We start from the raw sequence: 24,021 nt of genomic DNA on the forward strand, positions 1-24,021 counted from the left end.
AATTATGAAAATCCCTTTACAATAAGAAAACAGCCTTATATAATAGAAAACGGACGAAAATTGTTAATATTTGGCTGAGCCAAAGAACAATTTCATGACATAGAACGGAGGGAAAAACCATGCTTGAATTAAAGGACGTGTCCTTTCGTGTTCCGGAGGATTCCAAAGAGGAAGAAAAGGGAATTCTGGAGCATGTAAGTTTCACCCTGGAGGACAATAAATTTGTTGCCATTACAGGACCAAACGGCGGAGGAAAATCCACGCTGGCAAAAATTATCGCAGGAATTGAAAAGCCCACAGAGGGACGCATTTTCTTTGACGGGGAGGATATTACAGACTGGAGTATTACCGAAAGGGCCAGGCACGGTATCAGTTATGCTTTCCAGCAGCCGGTGCGTTTTAAGGGAGTAACGGTCTTTGATTTAATTAATCTGGCGGCAGGAAAGGACATTTCCCTGTCCGGCGCCTGTCAGTATCTTTCCGAAGTGGGGCTGTGTGCCAAAGATTACATTAACCGGGAAGTAAACAGCAGTCTTTCCGGCGGTGAGATGAAGCGTATTGAAATTGCTACGGTGATGGCAAGAGGAACCAGGCTGTCTGTTTTTGATGAACCGGAGGCTGGTATTGATTTGTGGAGTTTTCAGAACCTGATTCATGTGTTTGAAAATATGCATAAACAGCAAAGCGGCTCCATTCTGATTATTTCTCACCAAGAGAGAATTTTAAATACAGCAGATGAAATTCTGGTCATTGCAGACGGGAAACTGGTACGCAGAGGAAGCAAGGATGAAGTGCTTCCGGCATTATTAAGCGCAGCAGAGACAGATACGGGCTGCAGTATCTGGCAGAAGGGAGTGCAGAACTAATGGATACCATACAAAAAGAACTTTTAGAGGCAGTGTCAGGGCTGCATGAAATCCCTGTAGGTGCATATAATATCCGGACCAACGGCAAGACGGAAGCCAGAAACAGCACGGAGCATATTGAAATTATCCCCAGAGAGAGCGGAGACGGTATTGTCATTAAAATCAAGCCGGGAACAAAAAACGAGAGTCTTCACATTCCCGTGGTTTTAAGCCAGGCAGGTTTAAAAGAAACAGTGTACAATGATTTTTATATTGGAGATGACTGTGATGTTACCATTATTGCAGGCTGCGGTATCCACTGCGGAACCGATGATTCCAGCCAGCATGACGGTATCCACAGCTTTTTTATCGGGAAAAATTCCAAGGTGAAATATGTGGAGAAGCATTATGGCAGCGGAGACGGCAAAGGACAGCGTATTATGAATCCGGAGACCATTGTGGAAATCGGAGAAAACAGTTATATGGAAATGGATACTGCCCAGATAAAAGGTGTGGATTCCACGATTCGCAAGACAACAGCAAAACTGGGAGCACATGCCAGCATGAAAGTCATGGAAAGACTGATGACGCATGGAACGCAGAAAGCGGAAAGCCGTTTTATCGTGGATTTAAACGGGGAAGATTCCGGAGCCAACATTATTTCCCGTTCCGTGGCAAAGGATGAATCCCATCAGCTTTTCCAGTCCGTGTTAAACGGAAATGCAAAGTGCAGCGGACATACGGAGTGCGATGCGATTATTGTGGGCAATGCAAAAATCAGTTCTATTCCGGAAATCACAGCAAACAATTCAGACGCGGCGTTGATTCATGAGGCTGCCATCGGCAAAATTGCAGGGGAACAAATTGTGAAACTGATGACACTGGGACTGACAGAAGAAGAGGCGGAAGAACAGATTATCAGCGGATTCCTGAAATAAAAACTGGAAATAATAGACGCTTTCTTGTCTGATTTGTGGTAAAATAGAGATAACTATTAATTGGGAATGGAATGAGGGTATTTCTATGATTTATAACAATGTAAGACATGAATGTAACCTTTATAATTTCTTTTTTGCGCCGAGGGGAAACCGCAGGGTTATGGAGTTGGGCATGAAGATTACCCAGATGTATTTGAATCCATTTGACCGGATTATCGGCATTATCGGCGCCAAGGATTCGGGAAAGAGTATGCTCATTAAAGGCATGTTTCCCGGGATTCAGACAGTAGAATCAGATGACGAATACGATATTCTGGACATGCCGCTTCTGAATTCAGAAGATGTAGGTTTTTACACACCCAGAACCTTTCATGTGGATGTGCGTGCAGCTATGAAATATGTGTCTCTGGAGCGGATTGCCGAGGCGGTCCATCATGTGACCAGCCAGCAGAAACGGGTGATTGTAGAGCATTTTGAAATCCTGTATCCGGTGCTAAAAAGAAATGCGGACTTGCTCATTGGAATCGGGGAAGAAGTGATTGTCACAAGACCGTCTCTTTTTGGACCTTTGCCGGGAAACATTGCGGACATTGTTTTTAAGTCTCTGGTTTACCGGAAAATGGCCCACAGCGCGGAGGATTTGTTTGGGTACTGCGTCAGGGATATTGAGCGTCCCCGTTCGACCCGTTCCGGTATTAAGCATGGATTTATGATTAATTATGCAGACAAGCCTGCTTTTGATTTGGAACAAATCGAGGGAAGAATTCTGGATTTGATTCGCCAGGATTTGCCTATCGTACCTTATGATGAGGAACATATCAAAATCGGGGACGAAATCATCCCCTGTACCGGACCGCTGATGCATGTGGAAAGCACTGGGAAGATTGTAAATTTCTCTCTGGTGAAGGAATTTTACTATGAGCCTAAGTTCCGCGAATATGTGGTGGCGGGAACCGTGGGGTATAAGCATGAAGTGACAGAGAATGATGAAGAACTGAATAATATTGAAATTTAGTCAGATTTCAGATAAAAGAGAAGTGAACACAACATGAATGGTTGTATAGCTTCTCTTTTTTTCGTTGTAAAAGAGGGGTATAACGTAATAAATGAAAAAAATTAATTATTTTGTAAAAAACAGATGAAAAATACATAGAAATGTTGTATTATCCCATCTTTGACAGTTGGAGAAGAAAAACGGCAACAAAGTAAGCAACTGTCAAACTCCCGCTTGTGCAGGTGTGGCTCTCGTTGCATAAAAGGAGAAAATTTGGAAGTAACTTGATTCTTGAGGTACGGTTCTTTATAATGAAAATATAGAACAGGGGGAGATGTAAATGTCTTACGATGCGGTTGTATGGCTACAAGGTTTTAAAGTACATGAGATGACACGATATCAATTACGATGATGATTGATGATAAGCTTTTAATTTAAAATAAGCGAGGTGTTAATGTGCAGAAAACGAAACGGAATGTAATGAATGAAAAAGACTTACAAAGGATAAAAGAACTTCGCCTGATGGATGATGACTTTTTTTCAGAGGCTCTGGATGGGAAGATTATGGATATAGAAATCCAGCGTTCCGACAGGGGCTCAGGGGTGAAAAGGGCCAGGTTTCACAGCAGTATGATAGACCGCACACTTCTCAGTAAAGGAGAGGATTTTGAAGATTTGGTTGATACCTATGTAATCTTCATTACGGAAAATGATAAATTTGGTATGGGGATTCCGCTGTATCATGTGGAAAGAAAGATTACGGAGCTGGATGATCCATGATTTCAATTACAAAGAGGCAAAGGATATTGTAAATCCATTACTTGCAGAAGAAGTCAGATACTTAAAAGAGACAGAAGGAGGTCGAAGCCAGATGTGCAAACTTTTAGAAGAGATGAGAAATGAAGCTACCGAAAAAGCTACGGTTGAAGCTACTTATAACAAGGCCGTGAGTACTGCGCTGAAGATGCTGAAAAAGGGTTATTCGATAGAGGAAATTGCAGAGATAACGGATTTGCCTTTGGAAGAGGTTCAGGAACTGGCAGATAGGAAAACAGTATAAGATGATTTTCCATGCTTATGTGCAGTGGCATAACCGGGGAAATGGATAATTCTACCCAAGATAAAAATCAAAAATACAGTCAGAGGACATATTGTCTTTTATATAGTGGACAATCTCGTAAAACTTATTTTATCGAAATGGGAAGAAACATGAGATTTTATCAGTCGTCTAATTATGAAACGTATGGTTCGTTTTCATAGGCCCCAGCCGCTTTTTGTGGTTTAAAGAGTTCAACGGCAGCAATGCTCGCGCTCGGAGGAGTTGGTGCTTTGGTTGCTGTTGAACAAGTAAATTTTATAAAATTTACTATTGACATTTTGAAAAAGTTAGCGTATTCTAATCAATGAAGTTAGTGAAAACTAAGAAAAGTTAGAAGGCACTAAATATTTGATGAACGGAGGGATTCTATGCAGCCATTGATTTTTTTACAAAACGGAGAGCAGGCAACAATCAGACGAATAGGCGGTGCTGCGGAAACGAAAAGGTTTCTGGCGAATCTGGGATTTGTAGAACAGGCTCAAATCAGTGTCATTTCCAAGCTGAATGGAAACATGATTGTCAATATCAAGGATTCCAGAGTAGCAATTAACGAGGATATGGCAAAACGTATTATGGTATAGGGATGAACAACGTTTGTTATGAAATATTTTATCAAAGACAGGGAGGAGAAGTGAAATGACACTGAAAGATGCAAAAGTAGGTACCACAGTGGTGGTTTCCAAAATTGAGGGTGACGGTGCTTATAAACGCCGCATTATGGATATGGGAATCACAAAAGGCTGTGAAATTTTTATCCGCAAGGTAGCCCCTCTTGGTGACCCGGTAGAGATTACCGTTCGGGGATATGAACTTTCGCTGAGAAAGCAGGATGCCCAGTGCATACAGCTTCGATAAATTTTTTTGGACTAAAGTTAAATCTAACTAACCAGGAGGAATGAAAAATGGCAATTAAGATTGCGCTTGCCGGAAACCCCAACTGTGGAAAGACGACCATGTTTAACGCATTGACCGGGGCAAACCAGTACGTTGGAAACTGGCCGGGGGTTACAGTGGAAAAGAAAGAGGGAAAAATCAAAGGAAAGAAAGGAAACGGGGAAGAAATCATCGTGACGGACCTGCCGGGTGTTTACTCCCTTTCTCCTTATACATTGGAAGAGGTTGTGAGCCGTGATTATCTTCTGAAAGAAAATCCGGATGTAATTTTAAATCTGGTAGATGCAACCAATATCGAACGAAACCTGTATCTGACCACACAGCTGATAGAAACAGGAGTGCCTGTGGTGATTGCGCTGAACATGGCAGATTTAATGGAAAAAAATGAGATTAAGATTGACGTAAAGCGTCTCGGGACTCTCTTAGGCTGCCCGGTGGTGAAAACTTCTGCCCTAAAAGGCACCGGACTGGAAGAGGCGGTGAAAGAAGCGGTTCACTGTGCAAAGCAGGGAAAACAGGAGCTGCCGAAGAAAATCTTCGGTAAGGATATGGAAAGCGCCATTGCACAGGCTGAGGGCTGGCTGCAGGATGTTGCCGAAGAAAGCAAACTGAGATGGTATGCTGTGAAGCTTCTGGAAAGAGACAGCAAGGTTTTGGAAGAACTGTCTTTAGATGCCAAGGTGCGAGAACAGATTGAGGCAGAGGCAGAACGTCTGGAGAAAAAAGAAGATGATGATATGGAAAGTATTGTCACAGATGAGCGTTACTCTTTTATCCAGAAAGTTGTTGCAGATGCAGTAAAGAAGACGGCAAATAAGCTGACTATGTCCGATAAAATCGACAAAATTGTCACCAACCGTATTTTAGGTCTTCCGATTTTCCTTTTGGTCATGGGGCTGGTGTATTATGTTTCCGTAACGACAGCCGGCAGCATGGCAACCGACTGGACCAATGACACCTTTGTAGTGTCCATTCAGGACGCGGTTTCCGGATTTCTGGCTTCGGCAGGCGCCAATGATTTGATTATCAGTCTGGTTTCTGATGGTATTATCGGCGGCGTGGGAGCTGTGCTGGGATTCGTTCCTCAGATGGCAATTTTATTCCTGTTTCTTTCTGTTTTGGAAGACTGTGGTTACATGGTTCGTATCGCTTTTGTTATGGACCGTATTTTCCGCCATTTCGGACTTTCCGGAAAGAGTTTTATTCCGCTTCTGATTTCTTCAGGATGCGGTATTCCGGGAATTATGGCGTCTAAGACCATTGAAAATGACAATGACAGACGTTTGACCATTATGACAGCAACCTTTATTCCCTGCGGTGCCAAACTTCCGGTTATTGCACTTATGGGCGGTGTTATGGTAAGCTATACAACAGGCAGCTATGAAGCGGGCGGTCTGATGGCGCCGTTTATGTATCTTTTGGGTATTGTGGCTGTTCTGGTATCTGCCATTATGCTGAAAAAAACAAAACCGTTTTCCGGCGAACCGGCGCCATTTGTTATGGAACTTCCTCAGTATCACATTCCTTCTGCAAAGACTGTACTGCTTCATGTATGGGAGAGACTGAAAGGATTTATGATTAAAGCAGGTACGATTCTGTTCCTGGCTTGTGTAGTTATGTGGTTCCTGGGCGGATTTGGATTTACCAATGGCGGTTTCGGTATGGTAGAGGACAGCAACAACAGTCTTCTGGCCGCTGTCGGCGGAGTTATTGCACCGATTTTTGCACCTCTTGGATTTGGAGAATGGCAGCCAGTGTCTGCTTCACTTTCCGGATTCACCGCAAAGGAAGCCATTGTTTCTACCATGGGTGTCCTGGCAAATGTCAGCAGCAGTATGTCTGAAGACCCTATCACCGTAGGGGCAGCTATCCAGTCCTGGTTTCCAAGCGCATTGGCAGCATTTTCTTTCCTGCTGTTTAACCTTCTGGATTCTCCCTGTCTGGCAGCCATTGCGACGATGGCGCAGCAGATGCAGTCCAGAAAATGGTTCTGGTTTGCAATTTTATTCCAGAATGTGTTTGCTTACATGGTGTGCCTGAGTATTTATCAGATTGGTCTTCTGGTGACAGGAGGAGGATTTACCGCAGGCTCTGCGGCAGGGATTCTGGTAGCGGCAGTCATGCTGTTTATGTTATTCCGGCCAGACCCATATAAACATAAAAAAACCTATGCAAAGAGCTCTGTGCAGGCAGCAAGGTAAAAAATAGAAACAACAGCCTGAACAGGCACTTTCCAAAGTGTTTGCTTCAGGCTGTATTTGTATAGAGAGGAGTGAAAGAATATGTTCGCAGATATTGTATTGGCAGGCGGCATTGGCCTGTATTGCGGTTATGTGATTTACCGGCAGATAAAAAACCGTAAAAATCCAAAGGCAGGGTGCAGCGGCTGCTGCAGCAGTTGTCATGGCTGCAGTCATGCAGAACCTTACAATTCGAAAAAGCAGATTTAAAAGAAAGGCAGGAAGCATATGATAAATGGAATTATTTTAGTTTTAGTTCTTGCTGTTTTGATTCTGGCAGTAAAAAGTACAGTGAAACATTTCCGGGGAGAGTGTTCCTGCTGCGGCGGGAGCAAGGGTCTGATAAAGGAAACAGAAAAGAAACTTTCCAATCCCATTGTTGGGAAAAAGACAATCTCTATAGAAGGCATGACCTGTGACCATTGCAGACAGAGTGTGGAAAAAGCGCTGAATGCCATGGATGGGGTTTCTGCAAGAGTAAATCTGAAAAAGAAGCAGGCTGCTGTGGCTTATGACCGGACAGTGGCAGATACAGAACTGCGAAGAGCGGTGGAAGGAGCCGGCTTTCAAGTGACAGCAATAAAATAGTAAAAGATCACAGGTGCAGGCATTCGGTTAAGGAACCAGAGAAAATTCCTTAGCCGGATGCTGTTTCTTTTTTCATAAATTCTTTCCGAAACTGCAGGGGAGAGCGTTTTTTGTGCTGCCGGAACAGGCGGATGAAGTAGCTGGTAGAGCCAAAGCCGCAGGAGGCAGCAATTTCTGTTACCGGGAGTGTAGAGGAAACCAGCAGTTTTTCTGCTTCTGTGAGCCGGATACGGGTGACGTAATCGCTGAAACTCATGTGCAGAAGGTGATTGAAGCAGCGGGAAAAATAGCTGGAACTCATGCCGCACAGCCGGGCTGCCTCAGAGGCTTTCAGCGGCATATCGCAGTGTTCCTGGACGTAGGAAAGAGCCGGGGTAAGCTGTGCGGCCAGTTCGGCCTGAAAAGGCGCTTCAACAGGCTGTGCGGTGCCTTTCTGGTGCCAGTAGCGCAATACCCAGAGAAAAATGCTGCTGATATGGTTTCGGATGGCCAGAGGATAGCCGTAAGGCTTTTGCGCGTCTTCCTGAAACAAGGCATCTATGAGCTCGGGAATTTCCGTCTGTGCAAGAACGTTATGGGGAATGACTTTTTCCTGTATCTGACTGTCTGTGAGAAAAGGCAGAAGATAAAGGATTTCGGAACCGTTCTGAGAAAGTCCGTTATAGACCAGTTGGGGGAGAAACCGTATGACATAGTAAGTTCCTCCGTTTTCCGACAGGCTGTTAATGAGATGTACTGCATTGGCGGGAATCAGAACCATATCTCCGGGGCCGAACCGGTGATAGGAGTTCCCCAGGTAAATCTCAAAGGTTTCTTCCCGACCGAATAAAATTTCAATATATTCATGATAGTGGGCAGGGTAGACCATCCCCGTTCCTTTCATATCCTGCAAGTGGCATACATACTGTAAGGGAATACCGTCTATGCAGGGCTTTTTTTCTTTCATGTATTCCATGGCAAAGTCCTTCTATGACAAAATTTTATTATTTTTGAGCATGAAAATTATAGCATCAAATCCGGGAAACGTCTATAATAAAGCCAGAAAATTCCACAGGGAAACAGAAAGGAAAGGAAAAAATGGAGTGTACAAAAATGGGCGTGCCCTTAGAGGGCTTCGGCGATAAGGTAAGAGAGACGGCAGCAGAAGGAATGGTCCTTCTGAAAAATGAGAAACAGATGTTTCCGCTGACAAAAGAGGACCATGTGGCCATCTTTGGCAGATGTCAGATAAATTATTATAAAAGCGGAACCGGTTCAGGCGGTGCGGTACATACAGCCTATACCACCAATCTGGTGGAGGGTCTGCGCCGTTATAAGGAGATTTCCTTAAACGAAGAACTGGTGCAGATTTATGAAAACTGGGTAAAAGAAAATCCTTTTGATGACGGAGGCGGTGTCTGGGCAGGGGAACCCTGGTACCAGAAAGAGATGCCGGTGTCGGAAGAGATGGCAAGAAAAGCGGGAGAAACTTCCAATAAAGCCATTGTGGTAATCGGAAGAACCGCAGGAGAAGACCAGGACAATGCTCCCGTGGAAGGCAGTTATCTTTTAACAAAAGAAGAGAGACAACTTATTGAAACTGTGGCAGGGTGCTTTGAAAAGACAGCCGTGGTGCTGAATGTTTCCAACATTATAGATATGAGCTGGCTGGAAACCATACAGAACAAAGCACATGTTTGCAGTGTGCTTTACACCTGGCAGGGCGGTATTGAAGCCGGAAATGCCAGTGCAGATGTGCTGACAGGAGCAGTGACTCCAAGCGGCAAGCTGCCGGATACCATTGCCTATGATATCGCAGACTATCCCAGCACAGAAAACTTCGGAGACGAAGAGAGAAACTATTATGCGGAAGATATTTATGTGGGTTACCGTTATTTTGAAACTTTTGCACCGGAAAAAGTGCAGTTTCCCTTTGGTTTCGGTTTGTCTTACACAGAATTTCAGACTCAGGTGACAAGAGCCAAAGTGCATGGAGAGGGAAAGGAAGCAGTTGCTGTAATAGAGGCTTGTGTGACCAACACAGGCGCCGTATACAGCGGCAAAGAGGTTGTGCAGGTCTATTATGAAGCCCCTCAGGGAAAACTGGGACAGCCGGTACGTCAGCTGGCAGCTTTTCAAAAGACCGGACTTTTGGCGCCGGGAGAAAGCCAGAAGCTGACCTTTACCATCAAGGCATGTCAGCTGGCTTCTTACGATGACAGTGGCGTGACAGGATACAAAAATGCGTATGTGCTGGAGGAGGGGACGTATGGTTTTTATGTGGGAACCGACGTGCGAAATGCCGGACAGGCGCTTTTTGCAGAGGGAAAGGGTCTGAAGATTCCTTCCTGTGTGGTTGTGCAGAGCTTACAGGAGGTGCTGGCGCCTGCAGAAGCTTTTCAGAGACTTCGTCCGGGCAGATTGTCCGAACAGGGGATATATGAAAAGACAGAGGAAGATGTGCCTTTACAGAGCGTTTCTTTAAAGGCGCGGATTGCAGAAAATCTGCCGGAAGAAATGGAGATTACCGGAGACAGAGGGATTACTTTTTCTATGGTGCAGGAAGAGAAAACATCCTTAGAGGCATTTGTAGCACAGTTTACCAAAGAACAACTGGCGAGAATTGTAAGAGGAGAAGGCATGTGCAATCCTATGGTGACACCGGGAACAGCCTCTGCTTTTGGCGGAACAGCCCCAAGCCTTTACCGCTATGGAATTCCAGCAGCCTGCACTGCAGACGGACCTTCCGGAATCCGTATGGACAGCGGTCTTCAGGCCACACAAATGCCCATCGGAACCATGCTGGCGGCCAGTTGGAATCCTGAGATGATGGAAGAATTATACGAATGGGAAGGAAAAGAACTGTTAAGAAATCAGATTGATACCCTTTTAGGACCGGGCATGAATATACACAGAAGCCCTTTAAACGGAAGAAATTTTGAATATTTTTCAGAAGACCCTTATCTGACCGGAACATGTGCGGCGGCAGCGGTAAGAGGTATCGGGAAAACCGGAGCAGCTGCTACCATTAAGCATTTTGCCTGCAACAATCAGGAAAAAGGCAGAACCACGGCAGACTCTGTAGTGTCCCAGAGGGCTTTAAGGGAAATTTATCTGAAAGGCTTTGAAATGGCAGTAAAAGAAGGGAAGGCACGCTCTCTGATGACGTCTTACAATCCTTTAAACGGACACTGGACTGCTTCTAATTATGATTTGTGTACCACTGTTCTGCGGGGAGAGTGGGGATATGAAGGCATTGTCATGACAGACTGGTGGGCCAAGATGAACGACCCTGTAGAAGGGGGAAAAGGGGATATGAAGAATACGGCCGCTATGGTTCGGGCACAGAATGACCTGTACATGGTTGTTGGAAACGGCGGTTCCGAGGAAAATATCTATGAAGATAATACCTTGGAAGCGCTGGAAAGCGGAAACCTGAGTGTAGGAGAACTGCAGAGATGCGCCATGAATATCTGTCGCTTTATTTTGGAGAGCCCGGTGGCAAAAAGGCCTTTAAAGACACCGGAAGAACTGGAAAAGGAAGCCGGAAGCTTTGCTTTTGTGCCAGTGAAGCTGATTCCCGAAAAAGAGGAAACTATGCGGCTGTCTATAGAGCACACCGGACGGTATAAGTTTTTTGTGAAGCTGCGTTCCGGACTTTCTCAGCAGGCCCAGTCGTCCTGTAATCTGCTGCTGAACGGAAAGCCTGTAGCTACCGTACAGACCAATGGAACCGGAAACGAGTGGAATCTGATAAAGCTGGAGAACATCTATCTGGAACCGGGAGACTATCAGGCGGCGCTGCAGGACGTGAAGGCAGGCATGGAGATAGCCTGGGTGGAAGTGTGCAGGTAGAAAACGGGGAACGGTTCTTTGCGGCAGTTCCCCAAAAGATTATTCTCTGTATTGACTGAAAATTCCTCTGATAACCTCATAAAGAGGCTTCTTTATCTGGTCTAAAGGCACCGGCTGTTCATAAAGAATGGTATTGTAGCTGGTGCCGCTGACCAATTCTAATATCATATACATCATCAAATCCGGTGTGCGGTAGGTATGGGAAGCATGGGCCAGCATGGTTTCATAAATGGTGAAAATAGCGGGCGTATCTTTGCTTGGCGCAACACTTAAAAAATCTTTGAAAAATCCCCAACTCAAATGTTTGGAAATCAGCAGCACCAGATTGTGGTTCTGGGCAAACTGGTCCAAAATGTTGTCAATGATAAACAAGACCTGTTCTTCAAAATCTTCAATTTCCTTATGTTTTCTAAGTTCTGTATAGGCTGTCTGAAAAACCTGATTGGCCTTGTGACTGATTAAATGATTGCGGATATCATACTTATCCTTAAAATACAGATAGAAAGTTCCCTTTGCCACTCCTGCTTTTTTAACGATATCTGCAATGGAGGTCTTGTTAAACCCATTTTCAATAAACAAAGTGAAAGCAGAATCCAGAAGGGAGTTTCTTTTCTGCTCTTTATTAGTTTCTATCTTACTCATTGGTATTGCCTCCTTCCCCACAATTATAGAGAGAAAAGAGGGGAAAAGTCAAACCTCAAATGTCTGAAATGAGGAATTCTGCATATTGCATAAAAACGAAAACTGACTTTTGGTCATAAGTAATATTGACTAAAGGTCAGTTTTGCGTTATAACAATTAATGACCAAAGGTCATAAAAATAAGAATATGAAGACGCTATGTCTGCATATGTTTAGCAAAAACGGGAAAGGGAGGAAAGGAAATGGTAAAGCTGGGAAGGAAAATTGTCAAATTCCGGGTTCCGATTTTTGTTCTGAGCCTGCTGCTGTTGATACCATCCGTGATAGGATATATAAACACCAGAGTGAATTATGATGTGCTGTACTATCTGCCGGATGATATTGAAACGATGAAGGGACAGAATATCCTGGTGGATGAATTCGGAACCGGTGCGTATTCCATGTTCGTATGTGAAGGCATGCCAAATAAAGATGTGGCGGCTCTGAAAGAAAAAATAGAGGAGGTAGAGCACGTTTCGCAGGTGGTGTGGTACGACAGTTTTGCGGATTTAAGTCTTCCGACAGAAATGCTGCCGGAGAAAATACGAAGCGTTCTGTTCTCAGAAAATTCCACCATGATGTTTATTATTTTTGATACGACTACATCAGCGGATGAAACTATGGACGCCATAGGAGATATCAGAAAGCTGGCGGGAAAGCAGTGCTTTGTCAGCGGCATGTCGGCCATTGTAACAGATACCAAAAATCTGGCAGAGTCGGAGGTGGCTATTTATGTACTGATTGCCGTTGTACTGTCCTGTATCGTTCTGGCGCTGGCCATGGAATCCTATCTGATTCCGTTTCTGTTTCTGGCCAGTATCGGTATTGCCATTGTTTATAATATGGGAACGAATATTTTCAAAGGAGAAATTTCTTATATTACCAAGGCGTTAAGTGCAGTTTTACAGTTGGGTGTTACCATGGATTATTCCATTTTCCTGTGGCACAGCTATCAGGAACAGAAGGAAACTTATAGAGAGAACCGCAAGGAAGCCATGGCCCAGGCCATAGCTGCTACCATTAAATCCGTAGTGGGAAGTTCGGTTACTACCATTGCAGGCTTTGTGGCGCTTTGCTTTATGAGTTTTACTTTGGGTATGGATTTGGGAATTGTCATGGCAAAAGGTGTGGTATTTGGCGTTCTCTGCTGCGTTACCGTGCTTCCGGCTATGATAATGATTTTTGACAAACCTCTGGAAAAGACAAAGCACAGACAGTTGATACCGGATTTTCCGAAAGTCTCAGAATTTCTGGTCAGGCATCATAAAACCTTTGCGTTTCTCTGCGTGGCTCTGTTTATACCGTTTGCCTATTTTCAGGCAAATGCAAAAGTATATTATAACCTGGATGCCAGCCTTCCAAAGGATTTGGAATCCATTATGGCCAATGAAAAACTGCAGAAGGATTATGATATGGGTGCGGCCCACATGATTCTCATGGATAAAAACATTTCCGGTAAGGAAAAACACAAAATGATAAAGGAAATGGAGCAGGCAGATGGTGTAAAAGAAGTGCTGGGACTGGAGAGCATTATCGGACCGTCTCTGCCGGAAAGCATGATACCAAAGGAGATTAAGGACATTCTGGAAAGTGACAACTATGAACTAATGCTCATTACCAATGAGTATCAGACAGCTTCCGAAGAAGTCAATGACCAGATTAACGAATTGAATCAAATTCTGAAATCTTATGATAAAAACGGCATGCTGGTAGGTGAGGCACCCTGTACCAAGGATTTGATTGAAATCACAGACCATGACTTTAAGGTAGTCAGCGCAGTTTCCATCGTGGCCGTTTTTCTGATTATCCTGTTTGTGTTCAAATCCATGACCCTTCCGGTGATTCTGGTACTGGTTATTGAGGGGGCAATTTTCATTAACATGGGAATTCCGTATCTCACAGGAACAGAGCTGCCGTTCATTGCCTCCATTGTTATCGGAACCATTCAGCTTGGGGCAACGGTAGATTATGCTATTTTGATGACCAGCCGTTATGAGCAGGAAAGAGGAGGCGGCAAGAGTAAGAAGGAATCCATCAGTATTGCCCTGCAGAGCAGTATCCGTCCCGTTATGGTATCAGCATTCAGTTTTTTTGCGGCAACCTTTGGGGTTGGTGTGTATTCGAAGATTGATATGATTAGTTCTCTTTGTCTTCTTATGGCAAGGGGCGCATTAATCAGTATGTGCGCAGTGCTGCTGTTTCTGCCTGCCATGTATTGGATATTTGACAAAGTTATTTGTGCAACAAGTAAAAATTTCAAGGTTAGGAAATAGGAGGTTTTGGCTATGAAGAGGAAAAATGTGCAGGCGCTTCTGGTGGGTATGGCTGTGATGATGTCGGTGATTCTGCCCACATCGCCCATACTGGCAGCAGAAAACACACAGACAGAGAAGGAGCAGACCGTTTATGTAACTGCAGATGAAAATGGAAATTCAGAAAATGTGATTGTCAGCAACTGGCTGAAAAACAAGGGAAAAGAGAAAACCCTGAAAGATAAAAGCAGTCTGACAGACATTGAGAATGTGAAAGGTGATGAAACTTTTAAACAGAACTCAGACGGAACACTTACCTGGAATACGGACGGCGGAGATATTTATTATCAGGGAACCACAGGCAAAAAATTGCCGGTTTCTGTAAAGCTGACGTATTATCTGGACGGTAAGGAAATCCAGGCTTCTGATTTGGCAGGAAAAAGCGGTAAGGTAAAAATCAGAATCGACTATGAAAATACAGAAAAACGGACCGAAGAGGTCAATGGAAAAAAAGAAGAAATCTATACGCCGTTTATGATGATGACGGCCATGATTCTTCCAGCTGATACTTTTACCAATGTAGAAATCACAAATGGCAAGGTGCTTTCCGACGGAACGAATGATATTGCAGTAGGGTATGGATTTCCGGGTCTGTCAGACAGCCTGAAGCTGTCAGATATGAAAGAATTGGACGATATGGAAATTCCGGACTATGTGGAACTGACGGCAGATGTGAAAGATTTTTCTCTGGGAATGACGGCTACCATAGCTGCCACAGGTCTTTTAGAAGATTTGAATCTGGGAGAGACTGCCAACACTGACGATTTAAAGAAAAAACTGGATACGCTCACTGATTCTTCCACGGCTTTGGTAAAGGGCAGCAAAGAACTGCAGGAAGGCATTGCCGCTCTGGACAGTTCTGCAGATACTTTTGTAAACGGCTTAAACAGTGCGGATGACGGCGCCGGAAAGCTGAAAAACGGCATTGATACCATGAATAACAGCAAAGGGGAACTTTTGGACGGGATTGCTCAGCTGACTGCAGGTATGAATTCACTGGAAGGCGGAGCCGGACAATTAAGGGATGGCATCAGTGCTTATACGGATGGCACTTCTAAGCTGGGCAGCGGAATTACCCAGGTGGCAGACGGCGCGGCAGCGCTTAACAGCGGTATGGAAACCCTTGACGAGAAAAAGGGAACGCTGCTTGACGGTATCGGTCAGTTAAGCGCAGGAGGAACACAGCTGGCTGCGGGAAGCGAAAGCCTTAAACAGGGTGTGCAGGCTTACACGGCAGGGACGGCCCAGTTGGATGCAGGTCTTGGAAAGCTACAGAGTGAACTCGGCGGTTCTGTGGGGCAGGCATCTAAACTTCCGGAGGCCATTCAGAGTCTCACAGACGGAGCCGGACAGCTGATACAGGGAGCAGAAACTTTAAAAGAAGGCATGACACAGGCAGAAGGGGCGGCCGGAAAGTTGGGAGCCAGTGTAACAGGATTGAAAACTGCGGCGCAGACAGTAGGAGATTTAAGCGGTCAGGCGGCAGGTATGATTGAGAACTTTGTAAACAGCCAGACAACACCAAGCGTAGATACCAATGCAGTAAACGAACAGGCCAGTGCCCAGGCGAATGAACAGCAGTATAACAACGTGGCGGCAGCTTTGGATGCTGCAGGTGTATCGGAAGAAGAAAAACAGGCCGTACTGGCAAATCTGGGCGGTATCGGAGTATCTGTGGATGTGAAGGTACCGGTGACTTACGGTGACAACAGCGGTGCGGCAGATACAATCCAGGGATTGCAGCAGATACAGGGGGCAATGACAGCAGTAAATGGACAGATACCAGAGGCAGAAGCAGTACTTTCAGAAGCAGAAGCACAGCTTCATACCATGAAAGAAGGAGCAGCCAGTGCTGCAGCCGGAGCAGAAACTTTACAGAAAGGCGCCTGGTCTTTGAAAGAGGCGGCAGGTTCTATGGGGAATTTGACTTCTCTTTCTGAAAAACTGCAGAAGGCAGTGGGAGAATTGAAAAAAGGCAGTGAAGCACTGACTGCTAAGAATACAGAGCTAAATGCAGGCGCCGTATCTGTAGCTTCCGGGGCTTCGTCCTTAAATGCAGGACTGCAGCAGATGTCAGAAGGTGCAGGCCAGTTAAGCGGCGGTATTGCTCAGCTGACCCAGGGCAGCAGCGCTTTACAGGCGGGAACGCAGCAGCTTCAAACAGGTGTAAATGCATTGACAGCAAAGAATGATTCCTTAAACAGCGGGGCAGCCGGGTTAGCCCAGGGCAGTTCGGAACTCTTAAAGGGCGGCAGTGCACTGGCGGCAGGAGGAAATGTGTTAAGCGACGGCATTTCCCAACTAGCAGACGGAGCAGCAGCCTTAAAAGACGGAACGTCCCAGCTGGCAGCAGGGGGAAAAGAGTTAAAGGGCGGAACTGCAAAATTAAAAGATGGTTCCACGCAGCTAAGGGATGGTATGGAGAAATTTGATAAAGAAGGTGTACAGAAGCTTGCGGATATGGTAAACGGTGATGTGAAAACAGTTCTGGACAGACTGAAAGCAGTAGAAAATGCAGATAAGTCTTACAAAGCCTTTGACGGACAGTCTGAGAATGTGGACGGAAAAGTGAAATTTGTTATTGAAACTGCCGGAATTGAAGCAGAATAAAGACATTTTGTCATTGTATCCTCTGGCAAAAAGAGCTATAATGTTCCTTACGCAGAAAAATGCAGAAGAGAACTCTATATCTATACAGAAGGAAGAGAGGATACGCAAATGAGTGTATATGCCATTTATTTCAGCCCAACCAGGGGGACAGAGAAAATCGTCAAGATACTGACAGAAACCTTTGGCGCATATAAGGAAATAGACTTGTGCAAGCCGAAAGCGGAAAAAAATATTGCGGCTTTTAAGGCGCAGGATATTTGTTTCTTTGGTGTGCCTTCCTATGGAAACCGGGCCTATGAAGACACCCTTCTGGAGCTGCAGGAAGAAGTGGAAAAACAGGGATTTGTGTGTGCTGCTGCTGTGGCAGCTATTGCAGAACATTCCATTATGCACCAGTTTGCCACAAGAAGACCGGATCGGAAGGATAAGAGCGAACTGAAAGCCTTTGGAGAGAAAATCCGGCAGAAACTCCATACTGCAGAGACTTATGAAAAGCTGGCTCTGCCGGGCAGCAAGCCTTACAGAACGTATCAAGGTGTGCCGTTAAAGCCAAAGGCAGATAAACACTGTACAGCCTGCGGCCTGTGCGCCAGAGTCTGTCCGGCTGGTGCAATTCCCGGTGACAATCCAAAGAAGACGGATAAATCCAAATGTATTTCCTGTATGCGCTGCGTCCAGGTCTGCCCTCAGAAGGCAAGAAATATAAGTAAATTAAAAGTGAAACTTGCTTCTGCGAAGATGAAAAAGACTTGTACAGAGCGCAAGGCAAATGAATTGTTTTTATGATAAAAAGAGGCTGCGGGGTGCAGCCTCTTTTTCAAGCATGAGCAGCATCTATTTATGGCTTTTCAGATAACGTTTTTCCAAAAAAGAAATCATTCCATATAAAAAAATGGCAATGATACATAAAATTACAATGGACATAAGCATAGTGGTCAGTTGGAAGACCTGGCTGGAATAGATTATCAGGTAACCAAGTCCGCTTTTGCTTCCAATCATTTCTCCAATGACAATTCCAATCAAAGACAGTCCGATATTTACCTTCATAACGCTTAAAATCAGAGGGACAGACCCCGGAAGAATCACTTTCAAGAGCGCATCTTTTTTTGTGCCACCCAGCGTTTTTATAAGTTTTAATTTATCCGGATCTGTTTCGCAGAAGCCGGTATACAGATTCATGATGGCGCCGAAGACGGCGACGGAAATTCCGGCAAGAATGATGGTTTTCATATTGCTGCCTAGCCACACAATGAGAAGCGGAGCCAAAGCGGATTTCGGCAGACTGTTTAAAACCACAAGATACGGTTCCAGTACGGCAGACAGTCTGGGAAAGGCCCACAAAAGAACCGCGCACACAATACCCAGCAGTGTGACCAGAAGAAAACTGATGAGCGTTTCTGTGAGCGTGACAGAAATATGCCGAAGGAGCGTGCCGTTGTGAAAAAGTTCCGCCATTTTCTCAGCTATCTGGGAGGGGCTGGAGAAAATAAAAGAGTCTATCGTGCCTGTTCGGGCACAGATTTCCCATAAAAAGAGAAAAGCAAAGAAAAGAAAAAATCGGAAAAACTGTATGAGCATGGCATTTTGTTTCAGCTTTTTCAGATATTTTTTCTGCTCCTCAGAGGGATTGAGAGGATACATCATGATGATTCAGCTCCTTCCATATTTCATTAAAATAAGTTTTAAATTCAGGGGCATTGCGGGAAGCCATAGGGGTACGCACAGGCATGGAAAAAGTAATGGGAATGATTTTTTGTATGTGCGCAGGTCTCTGGCTGAATACAATCACCCGGTCTGCCATACTGACGGCTTCAGAAATATCATGTGTGACTAAAATAGCGGTTTTTCCTTCCCGGCGGATAATGGTTCCGATGTCATCACTTACGGATAAACGGGTCTGATAATCCAGAGCAGAAAAGGGTTCGTCCAGAAGCAGCAGTTCCGGTTCTAAAGCCAGAGTGCGGATGAGTGCCGCCCTTTGCCGCATACCTCCGGAAAGCTGGGAGGGTCTTGCGGTTTTGAATTTGTCCAGTCCATAGTCTGCCAGAAGCTGCTCGGCGCGTGCTTTGGTATCCGGGGAAAGTCTTTTTTGAATTTCCAGCCCCAGCAGGATGTTGCTGTAAATGGTCCGCCATTCAAAAAGATGGTCTTTTTGCAGCATGTATCCAATGCTGGCAGTTTTTTCCTGTAAAGGTTTTCCGGCTAAAAGAATTTCGCCTTTTTCCGGATGTAAGAGGCCGCAAAGCATATCCAGAAACGTAGATTTACCGCACCCGGAGGGACCTACGATGGCAGTAAATTCTCCTCTGGATACGGAAAAAGATATATGAGAAAGGGCAGGTGTTTCCCCGGATTTTGTGTGGTAGGCATAACTGATGTCATTTACATTTAAAAGAGGTTCGCCCATAAAATCAATCCTCCTGGTGGTATATATCATTATGATATGAAGAAAAACAGGTACTTGACAAATATAGTAGATATTATTACTATGATAAAGAAGCATAGTGATTAAAATCCTGAGAAGTACAGAACAGGAGGAATGCAGAATGAGGATTTTATTTTTTGACACAAAAACTTATGATAAGGAATCGTTTGAAAAACAGACAGGAAATTATCCTGGTATAGAAATTGATTATTTAAAAACGGATTTGGCACCCAAGACAGCGCCGTTGGCCAAAGGATATGACGCAGTCTGCGCTTTTGTAAGCTCTGATGTGGGAAGCGAAACCATGGATGCGCTTCACGAAGCGGGAGTTCGTCTGGTCTTAATGCGCTGCGCAGGATTTAACAATGTGGATTTAGAAAAAGCAGCAGAATACGATATTGAGGTTATGCGTGTGCCGGGATATTCTCCCGAAGCCGTAGCGGAGCATGCAATGGCTCTGGCCCTTGCAGCAAACCGCCGTATTCACAAAGCGTATGTAAAAGTGAGGGAAAATGATTTCAGCCTTGGCGGACTGATGGGGATGAATTTTTACCAGAAGACGGCCGGAATCGTGGGTACAGGAAAAATCGGTGCAGCTATGGCGAAAATCTGTCGTGGCTTTGGCATGAAGGTCATTGCCTATGATGTATATCAGAACCCGGAACTGGCTGATTTTGTAACCTATGTAACCTTAGATGAATTGCTGGCTTCCAGTGACTTGATTTCCCTGCACTGCCCGCTGATGGACAATACCTATCATCTGATTAATAAAGACACCATTGCGAAAATGAAGGATGGGGTAATTCTGGTAAATACCTCCAGAGGCGGTCTGGTAAAAACCAATGACCTGATTGACGGTATCCGTGCCAGAAAGTTCTTCGGTGTAGGACTGGATGTTTATGAGGAAGAGACAAAGAACGTATTTGAAGACCGTTCAGATGAAATCCTGGAACACTCCACAACAGCCAGACTTTTGTCTTTCCCCAATGTTATGATTACGTCTCACCAGGGATTTTTTACAGAGGAAGCCCTGGCGGCCATTTCTCAGACCACGCTGGACAATGCCGTGGCTTTTGAAAAAGGAGAAATCACCGGAAATGAGGTCACAGAAAGACAGTAAACCTGAAAAGGAAAAGACTGCAGCGAAAAATGCAGTCCCTGTTAGGAGAATATGCTCTTGACAGGGGCTGTTTTTTTATGATTTCAGGGTTGACAAAATTCTGGAAAAGTGTTACTTTAAAACAAGGTTAGGAAAGACTAACTAAAATTGCTGTAAGCAAAATATCCTAAAGGAAAGAAAGGTGTAAAAGTAATGAGTAAAATCGCAGTTGTATATTGGAGTGGAACCGGAAATACAGAAGAGATGGCGAATGCCGTTGCAGATGGGGCAAAGGCGGCAGGAGCAGAAGCCGTTTTGCTGACCAGTGGAGCGTTTGACGCTTCTATGACAGAGAATTATGATGCGATAGCTTTTGGCTGCCCGTCTATGGGAGCCGAAGAGTTGGAAGAAGAGGAATTTGCGCCTATGTTTGAAGCGTGTGAGAGCAGACTGGAAGGAAAGAAAATTGCTCTGTTTGGCTCCTATGGCTGGGGAGACGGCGAATGGATGAGAAACTGGGAGGATACCTGCCGCTCAGATGGAGCCGTGCTTGTCTGCGACAGTGTCATCTGCAACGACGCACCGGATGAAGAGGCCGTGGCTGCCTGCAAAGCACTTGGAGCAGCGCTTGCAGCAGCGTAAAAGGGCCAATTCTTTTATACTCGAAAGTTTAATAGTTCCGGTTCTGCAATGCGGATATGGTTTTCCAGAGACGCTTTGTCTACAAGGGCAGGAACAACCCCGGTTCTGGAAACGCAGAATCCAGCGGCATAAGTGGCAATGGGAATTGCTTTTTCCAGAGGACAGCCTTCTGTCAGATAAGAAGCCAGGGCTGCGATGAAGGCGTCGGCACCGCCGGTAGAATCCACAGAGGGAAAAGCGGCGGCCGGAAAGGCACATGCCATATCTTTCGTTCTTAAATAAGAGCCCCGATGGCCAAGGGTAATAATGACTACCGGACAGCCCAGGGAAAAGAAAAACGCAGCCTGCTTATCCACTTCCGTTTCCTGAGGGCACAAAAGAGCAGCTTCCTTCCGGTTTGGAACAAAGATGTCCGTGTTCTTCAAGAGTTTATCCGGAAGAGTCTTTAATGCTGCAGGCTTCACAATGGTCTGTGCCCCATATTTCCGGGCCGTTTCGGCAGCACAGATACAGGTTTCCACAGGAATTTCTGTAGAAATCAGGCAGTAACCGCAGCCCGCAAACAAATGCTCCCGGGAGGAAATATCTTCCGGGAAAAGATTTTGGTTGGCTCCCGGAAGAATGGTAATGCTGCTTTCTGCGTCTTTCTGCACATGGATATAAGCCTTTCCGGTAATGGAAGCGGAATCTCTCCGAAGCCCCAGGGTCAGAACCTGTTCTTTCTTTAAAGAGTCGTAAATCATGGTGGAATCGTAGTCATTTCCAATCTTTCCGATAATGGTCACTTCCCTTCCCAGGCGGGCGCTTGCAATGGCCTGGTTAGCTCCTTTGCCGCCCAGTGCCATACAGGAAGACGTGGTGATAATCGTGCTGCCGGAACTGGGAGGTTCTTCTACATTTAAAGTAATATCCATATTAATACTGCCTACAGATACCAGTTTTTTGTAGCGGCAGGAAGGCGGTTCGCTGATACTTTCTTCATGGTCAAAGAGCAAATCTCCGAATTCAAAAAGGGCAAACTCCGGTTCGGACTGTTCTTCGCAGCGGGCAATCAAAGACTCACATGCCTTTTCTCCGAAACGCTCATAAGGAATACGGATAGAGGAGATTCGGGGAAAACAAATGGCTTCCCTGCCGTCTTCCCGCAGGCTGACCAAAGATAAGTCAGAAGGAATGTGATAGTGAAAGCTGTCCACTTTTTCATAAAGAGAAAGGGCTGACTCGAAATGTGTGCTGACCACTCCTGTAAAGCCCTGCCGGGATATTTGGGTATAGAAATCCGGGTCAAAAACAGAAATTTTTCTGTCTTCGGTATAGGGGATTTCATGGTCAAACAGACATTTTTTAAAGCCTTCAAACACCATATCTGAGCGCAGGCTGCCGGGCTTTGTAAGACAGCAGATATGGGTATGACGGTAATCCAAAAGCTTTTTGGCAGCGGCATATCCCATTTGGGAGAAATCAAGGCAGCAGGCTTCCTGAGGAAAAGAGCTGTTGATGTAGGAAATGGGAATGTTCTGCTCTTTGAAATGTCGTGCCTGGGAAAGGCTTTCTTCGCAGACAGGTTCCCAGAGAACTCCGTCAATCTTGTGTCTGCACAGTGCTGTGATGTGTTTTAATTCCTGCTTGGGATTATCTGCACTGTCACAGATTAAAACGTTATAGCCGTGTTTCTGGGCTGTCTGCAGGATACCGTTCAGCATCAGATGCATCTGGGAAGTTCGTTTCAGAAGAACACCGATGAGGAAGGTTCTGGCGGAAGAAATGCTCTTGGCTGCCCCGTAAGGGGTATAGTTGTATTCCTTTACGATTTTCAGAACCCGGTTTTTGGTCTCAATATTTATATTTTCGGCTTTGTTATTCACAATTTTGGAAACTGTGGATATGGAAACACCGGCCAAATTTGCAATATCTTTTATGGTCATAAAGAAAATACCTCACTTTCGTTGATAGATTTATTATTGACTATCTGAAAAAGTTTGTCAATAATAAGGATTTGCTTAAGTGAGGTATCTTTTTTTGGGGCTTCTATTCTATTGGATATTCCTTATGGTGTTCGTCCGTGAGTTTTTCATAGACTTCATCGCTTACTGCTTCCAGCCACTGATTGGAAGTGTTTTCTCCGGGGCATTCCATAGCCAGATGACTGAACCAGCTGTGAGCTTTGGCGCCGTGCCAGTGCTTTACATTAGCCGGAATCGTAATGACATCGCCGGGTTTTAAAGACTGCGCCTCTTTGCCTTCTTCCTGATACCAGCCTTCGCCGTCTACACACAGAAGAATTTGTCCGCCGCCTTTGTCAGCGCGGTGAATGTGCCAGTTATTGCGGCAGCCCGGCTCAAAAGTGACGTTGGCAATGAAGACAGGGCAGTTCTGGGGATTCGTAAGAGGCTTTAAGTAGCTGTTTCCTGTGAAATATTGGGCAAATGCCGTATTTGGCTCGCCCTGACCGAAAAAGCCGCCGTGAGCTTCTGTTGGGACATCTTCTGCATAGACTTCTTTTGCCATACGAAAGGCTGCCCATGCATTGGGCCAGCCGGCATAAAAAGCCAGATGTGTGAGAAGTTCTGCCATTTCTGTGTGGGTAACACCGTTTTTACGGGCAGAAGCAAGATGGTGCTGCAAAGAACTGTCCACAATCCCTTTGCTGACTAAAGCGGTAACCGTAATCATGGAGCGCAGTTTGGGGGCAAGCTGGTCTTCTCTGGACCAGACTTCTCCAAAGAGTACATCATCATTTAAACGTGCAAATTCCGGTGCGAAATCGTTTAGGGCATCTCTGCCTGCTGTTTGTTTTATCATAGAAATTCCTTCTTTCTTT

22 protein-coding genes are annotated in these 24,021 nt (G+C 45.1%); 16 read left to right on the top strand and 6 right to left on the bottom strand.

Annotation, left to right across the window (positions count from 1 at the left end; all coding sequences use genetic code 11):
* Positions 1–119: 119 nt before the first annotated feature.
* The 10 genes from WBS51_RS01540 (at position 120) to WBS51_RS01585 (ending at position 7,598) form a co-directional block, all read left to right on the top strand.
* On the top strand, positions 120–866 hold the full coding sequence (locus WBS51_RS01540; protein WP_173749968.1) for an ABC transporter ATP-binding protein: 747 nt from the start codon (positions 120–122) through the stop codon (positions 864–866).
* Positions 866–1,783, top strand: a complete 918-nt coding sequence (locus tag WBS51_RS01545; RefSeq protein WP_173749969.1) for a SufB/SufD family protein — start codon at positions 866–868, stop codon at positions 1,781–1,783. The genes WBS51_RS01540 and WBS51_RS01545 overlap by 1 nt, the downstream gene beginning before the upstream one ends.
* A gap of 85 nt (positions 1,784–1,868) precedes the next feature.
* On the top strand, positions 1,869–2,798 hold the full coding sequence (locus WBS51_RS01550) for an alanine-tRNA synthetase second additional domain-containing protein (RefSeq protein WP_173749970.1): 930 nt from the start codon (positions 1,869–1,871) through the stop codon (positions 2,796–2,798).
* A gap of 459 nt (positions 2,799–3,257) precedes the next feature.
* Positions 3,258–3,557, top strand: coding sequence for a hypothetical protein (locus WBS51_RS01555; RefSeq protein WP_302702691.1), 300 nt, complete (start codon positions 3,258–3,260; stop codon positions 3,555–3,557).
* Complete coding sequence (locus tag WBS51_RS01560; RefSeq protein WP_294460143.1) at positions 3,520–3,837, top strand: hypothetical protein; 318 nt, start codon at positions 3,520–3,522, stop codon at positions 3,835–3,837. Before WBS51_RS01555 ends, WBS51_RS01560 begins: the two co-directional genes overlap by 38 nt.
* Positions 3,838–4,244: 407 nt before the next feature.
* Positions 4,245–4,457, top strand: a complete 213-nt coding sequence (locus WBS51_RS01565) for a FeoA family protein (protein ID WP_173749971.1) — start codon at positions 4,245–4,247, stop codon at positions 4,455–4,457.
* A 55-nt stretch (positions 4,458–4,512) separates the two neighbouring features.
* Positions 4,513–4,731 (top strand): FeoA family protein, encoded by a 219-nt coding sequence (locus tag WBS51_RS01570; protein ID WP_173749972.1) that lies wholly within the window; start codon positions 4,513–4,515, stop codon positions 4,729–4,731.
* A 47-nt stretch (positions 4,732–4,778) separates the two neighbouring features.
* Entirely contained in the window at positions 4,779–6,971 is a 2,193-nt protein-coding gene (gene feoB / locus WBS51_RS01575; RefSeq protein WP_173749973.1) for a ferrous iron transport protein B, read from the top strand.
* An 81-nt stretch (positions 6,972–7,052) separates the two neighbouring features.
* Positions 7,053–7,220 (top strand): FeoB-associated Cys-rich membrane protein, encoded by a 168-nt coding sequence (locus WBS51_RS01580; RefSeq protein WP_173749974.1) that lies wholly within the window; start codon positions 7,053–7,055, stop codon positions 7,218–7,220.
* An 18-nt stretch (positions 7,221–7,238) separates the two neighbouring features.
* Positions 7,239–7,598 (top strand): heavy-metal-associated domain-containing protein, encoded by a 360-nt coding sequence (locus tag WBS51_RS01585; protein ID WP_173749975.1) that lies wholly within the window; start codon positions 7,239–7,241, stop codon positions 7,596–7,598.
* Positions 7,599–7,647: 49 nt separating this feature from the next.
* Here WBS51_RS01585 and WBS51_RS01590 read toward each other — a convergent pair whose 3' ends face one another.
* Positions 7,648–8,553, bottom strand: coding sequence for a helix-turn-helix domain-containing protein (locus tag WBS51_RS01590; protein WP_294460133.1), 906 nt, complete (start codon positions 8,551–8,553; stop codon positions 7,648–7,650).
* A gap of 122 nt (positions 8,554–8,675) precedes the next feature.
* Here WBS51_RS01590 and WBS51_RS01595 point away from each other — a divergent pair, with 122 nt between their 5' ends.
* A complete protein-coding gene (locus WBS51_RS01595) occupies positions 8,676–11,432 on the top strand; it encodes a glycoside hydrolase family 3 protein (RefSeq protein WP_294460130.1) in 2,757 nt (918 codons plus the stop codon).
* A gap of 39 nt (positions 11,433–11,471) precedes the next feature.
* On the opposite strand, the gene WBS51_RS01600 is transcribed toward WBS51_RS01595, so the two are convergent.
* A complete protein-coding gene (locus WBS51_RS01600; RefSeq protein WP_173749978.1) occupies positions 11,472–12,074 on the bottom strand; it encodes a TetR/AcrR family transcriptional regulator in 603 nt (200 codons plus the stop codon).
* 241 nt (positions 12,075–12,315) lie between these two features.
* Here WBS51_RS01600 and WBS51_RS01605 point away from each other — a divergent pair, with 241 nt between their 5' ends.
* The 3 genes from WBS51_RS01605 to WBS51_RS01615 all read left to right on the top strand — a co-directional run bounded on the left by WBS51_RS01605 (position 12,316) and on the right by WBS51_RS01615 (position 17,820).
* Positions 12,316–14,385: an efflux RND transporter permease subunit gene (locus WBS51_RS01605; RefSeq protein WP_173749979.1), complete on the top strand. Its 2,070-nt coding sequence runs from the start codon at positions 12,316–12,318 to the stop codon at positions 14,383–14,385.
* A gap of 12 nt (positions 14,386–14,397) precedes the next feature.
* Positions 14,398–17,034, top strand: a complete 2,637-nt coding sequence (locus WBS51_RS01610; RefSeq protein WP_173749980.1) for a coiled-coil domain-containing protein — start codon at positions 14,398–14,400, stop codon at positions 17,032–17,034.
* A 108-nt stretch (positions 17,035–17,142) separates the two neighbouring features.
* Positions 17,143–17,820 carry a 4Fe-4S binding protein gene (locus WBS51_RS01615; RefSeq protein WP_173749981.1) on the top strand — a complete coding sequence of 226 codons (678 nt, stop codon included), beginning with the start codon at positions 17,143–17,145 and terminating at the stop codon, positions 17,818–17,820.
* A gap of 48 nt (positions 17,821–17,868) precedes the next feature.
* Here WBS51_RS01615 and WBS51_RS01620 read toward each other — a convergent pair whose 3' ends face one another.
* The gene (locus WBS51_RS01620; RefSeq protein ID WP_330489597.1) at positions 17,869–18,678 is read right to left on the bottom strand and encodes an ABC transporter permease; all 810 of its coding nucleotides are present in this window, start codon (positions 18,676–18,678) and stop codon (positions 17,869–17,871) included.
* The gene (locus WBS51_RS01625; RefSeq protein ID WP_173749982.1) at positions 18,653–19,441 is read right to left on the bottom strand and encodes an ABC transporter ATP-binding protein; all 789 of its coding nucleotides are present in this window, start codon (positions 19,439–19,441) and stop codon (positions 18,653–18,655) included. Before WBS51_RS01625 ends, WBS51_RS01620 begins: the two co-directional genes overlap by 26 nt.
* A 139-nt stretch (positions 19,442–19,580) precedes the next feature.
* Here WBS51_RS01625 and WBS51_RS01630 point away from each other — a divergent pair, with 139 nt between their 5' ends.
* Complete coding sequence (locus tag WBS51_RS01630) at positions 19,581–20,579, top strand: 2-hydroxyacid dehydrogenase (protein ID WP_173749983.1); 999 nt, start codon at positions 19,581–19,583, stop codon at positions 20,577–20,579.
* A gap of 192 nt (positions 20,580–20,771) precedes the next feature.
* Entirely contained in the window at positions 20,772–21,200 is a 429-nt protein-coding gene (locus WBS51_RS01635) for a flavodoxin (RefSeq protein ID WP_291683273.1), read from the top strand.
* 14 nt (positions 21,201–21,214) lie between these two features.
* Here WBS51_RS01635 and WBS51_RS01640 read toward each other — a convergent pair whose 3' ends face one another.
* Positions 21,215–23,125, bottom strand: a complete 1,911-nt coding sequence (locus WBS51_RS01640; protein WP_294460118.1) for a PfkB family carbohydrate kinase — start codon at positions 23,123–23,125, stop codon at positions 21,215–21,217.
* A gap of 103 nt (positions 23,126–23,228) precedes the next feature.
* The gene (locus tag WBS51_RS01645) at positions 23,229–24,008 is read right to left on the bottom strand and encodes a carboxymuconolactone decarboxylase family protein (RefSeq protein ID WP_334295090.1); all 780 of its coding nucleotides are present in this window, start codon (positions 24,006–24,008) and stop codon (positions 23,229–23,231) included.
* Positions 24,009–24,021 lie beyond the last annotated feature (13 nt).

This window comes from Blautia acetica, from assembly GCF_038739805.1.
Lineage (GTDB): Bacteria > Bacillota > Clostridia > Lachnospirales > Lachnospiraceae > Blautia.

Excerpts from the sequence above, each read along its gene's own strand:
- WBS51_RS01540 (WP_173749968.1), top strand. The coding sequence starts at position 120 with ATGCTTGAATTAAAGGACGTGTCCTTTCGTGTTCCGGAGGATTCCAAA.
- WBS51_RS01545 (WP_173749969.1), top strand. The coding sequence starts at position 866 with ATGGATACCATACAAAAAGAACTTTTAGAGGCAGTGTCAGGGCTGCAT.
- WBS51_RS01550 (WP_173749970.1), top strand. The coding sequence starts at position 1,869 with ATGATTTATAACAATGTAAGACATGAATGTAACCTTTATAATTTCTTT.
- WBS51_RS01555 (WP_302702691.1), top strand. The coding sequence starts at position 3,258 with ATGAATGAAAAAGACTTACAAAGGATAAAAGAACTTCGCCTGATGGAT.
- WBS51_RS01560 (WP_294460143.1), top strand. The coding sequence starts at position 3,520 with ATGTGGAAAGAAAGATTACGGAGCTGGATGATCCATGATTTCAATTAC.
- WBS51_RS01565 (WP_173749971.1), top strand. The coding sequence starts at position 4,245 with ATGCAGCCATTGATTTTTTTACAAAACGGAGAGCAGGCAACAATCAGA.
- WBS51_RS01570 (WP_173749972.1), top strand. The coding sequence starts at position 4,513 with ATGACACTGAAAGATGCAAAAGTAGGTACCACAGTGGTGGTTTCCAAA.
- feoB (WP_173749973.1), top strand. The coding sequence starts at position 4,779 with ATGGCAATTAAGATTGCGCTTGCCGGAAACCCCAACTGTGGAAAGACG.
- WBS51_RS01580 (WP_173749974.1), top strand. The coding sequence starts at position 7,053 with ATGTTCGCAGATATTGTATTGGCAGGCGGCATTGGCCTGTATTGCGGT.
- WBS51_RS01585 (WP_173749975.1), top strand. The coding sequence starts at position 7,239 with ATGATAAATGGAATTATTTTAGTTTTAGTTCTTGCTGTTTTGATTCTG.
- WBS51_RS01590 (WP_294460133.1), bottom strand. The coding sequence starts at position 8,553 with ATGGAATACATGAAAGAAAAAAAGCCCTGCATAGACGGTATTCCCTTA.
- WBS51_RS01595 (WP_294460130.1), top strand. The coding sequence starts at position 8,676 with ATGGAGTGTACAAAAATGGGCGTGCCCTTAGAGGGCTTCGGCGATAAG.
- WBS51_RS01600 (WP_173749978.1), bottom strand. The coding sequence starts at position 12,074 with ATGAGTAAGATAGAAACTAATAAAGAGCAGAAAAGAAACTCCCTTCTG.
- WBS51_RS01605 (WP_173749979.1), top strand. The coding sequence starts at position 12,316 with ATGGTAAAGCTGGGAAGGAAAATTGTCAAATTCCGGGTTCCGATTTTT.
- WBS51_RS01610 (WP_173749980.1), top strand. The coding sequence starts at position 14,398 with ATGAAGAGGAAAAATGTGCAGGCGCTTCTGGTGGGTATGGCTGTGATG.
- WBS51_RS01615 (WP_173749981.1), top strand. The coding sequence starts at position 17,143 with ATGAGTGTATATGCCATTTATTTCAGCCCAACCAGGGGGACAGAGAAA.
- WBS51_RS01620 (WP_330489597.1), bottom strand. The coding sequence starts at position 18,678 with ATGATGTATCCTCTCAATCCCTCTGAGGAGCAGAAAAAATATCTGAAA.
- WBS51_RS01625 (WP_173749982.1), bottom strand. The coding sequence starts at position 19,441 with ATGGGCGAACCTCTTTTAAATGTAAATGACATCAGTTATGCCTACCAC.
- WBS51_RS01630 (WP_173749983.1), top strand. The coding sequence starts at position 19,581 with ATGAGGATTTTATTTTTTGACACAAAAACTTATGATAAGGAATCGTTT.
- WBS51_RS01635 (WP_291683273.1), top strand. The coding sequence starts at position 20,772 with ATGAGTAAAATCGCAGTTGTATATTGGAGTGGAACCGGAAATACAGAA.
- WBS51_RS01640 (WP_294460118.1), bottom strand. The coding sequence starts at position 23,125 with ATGACCATAAAAGATATTGCAAATTTGGCCGGTGTTTCCATATCCACA.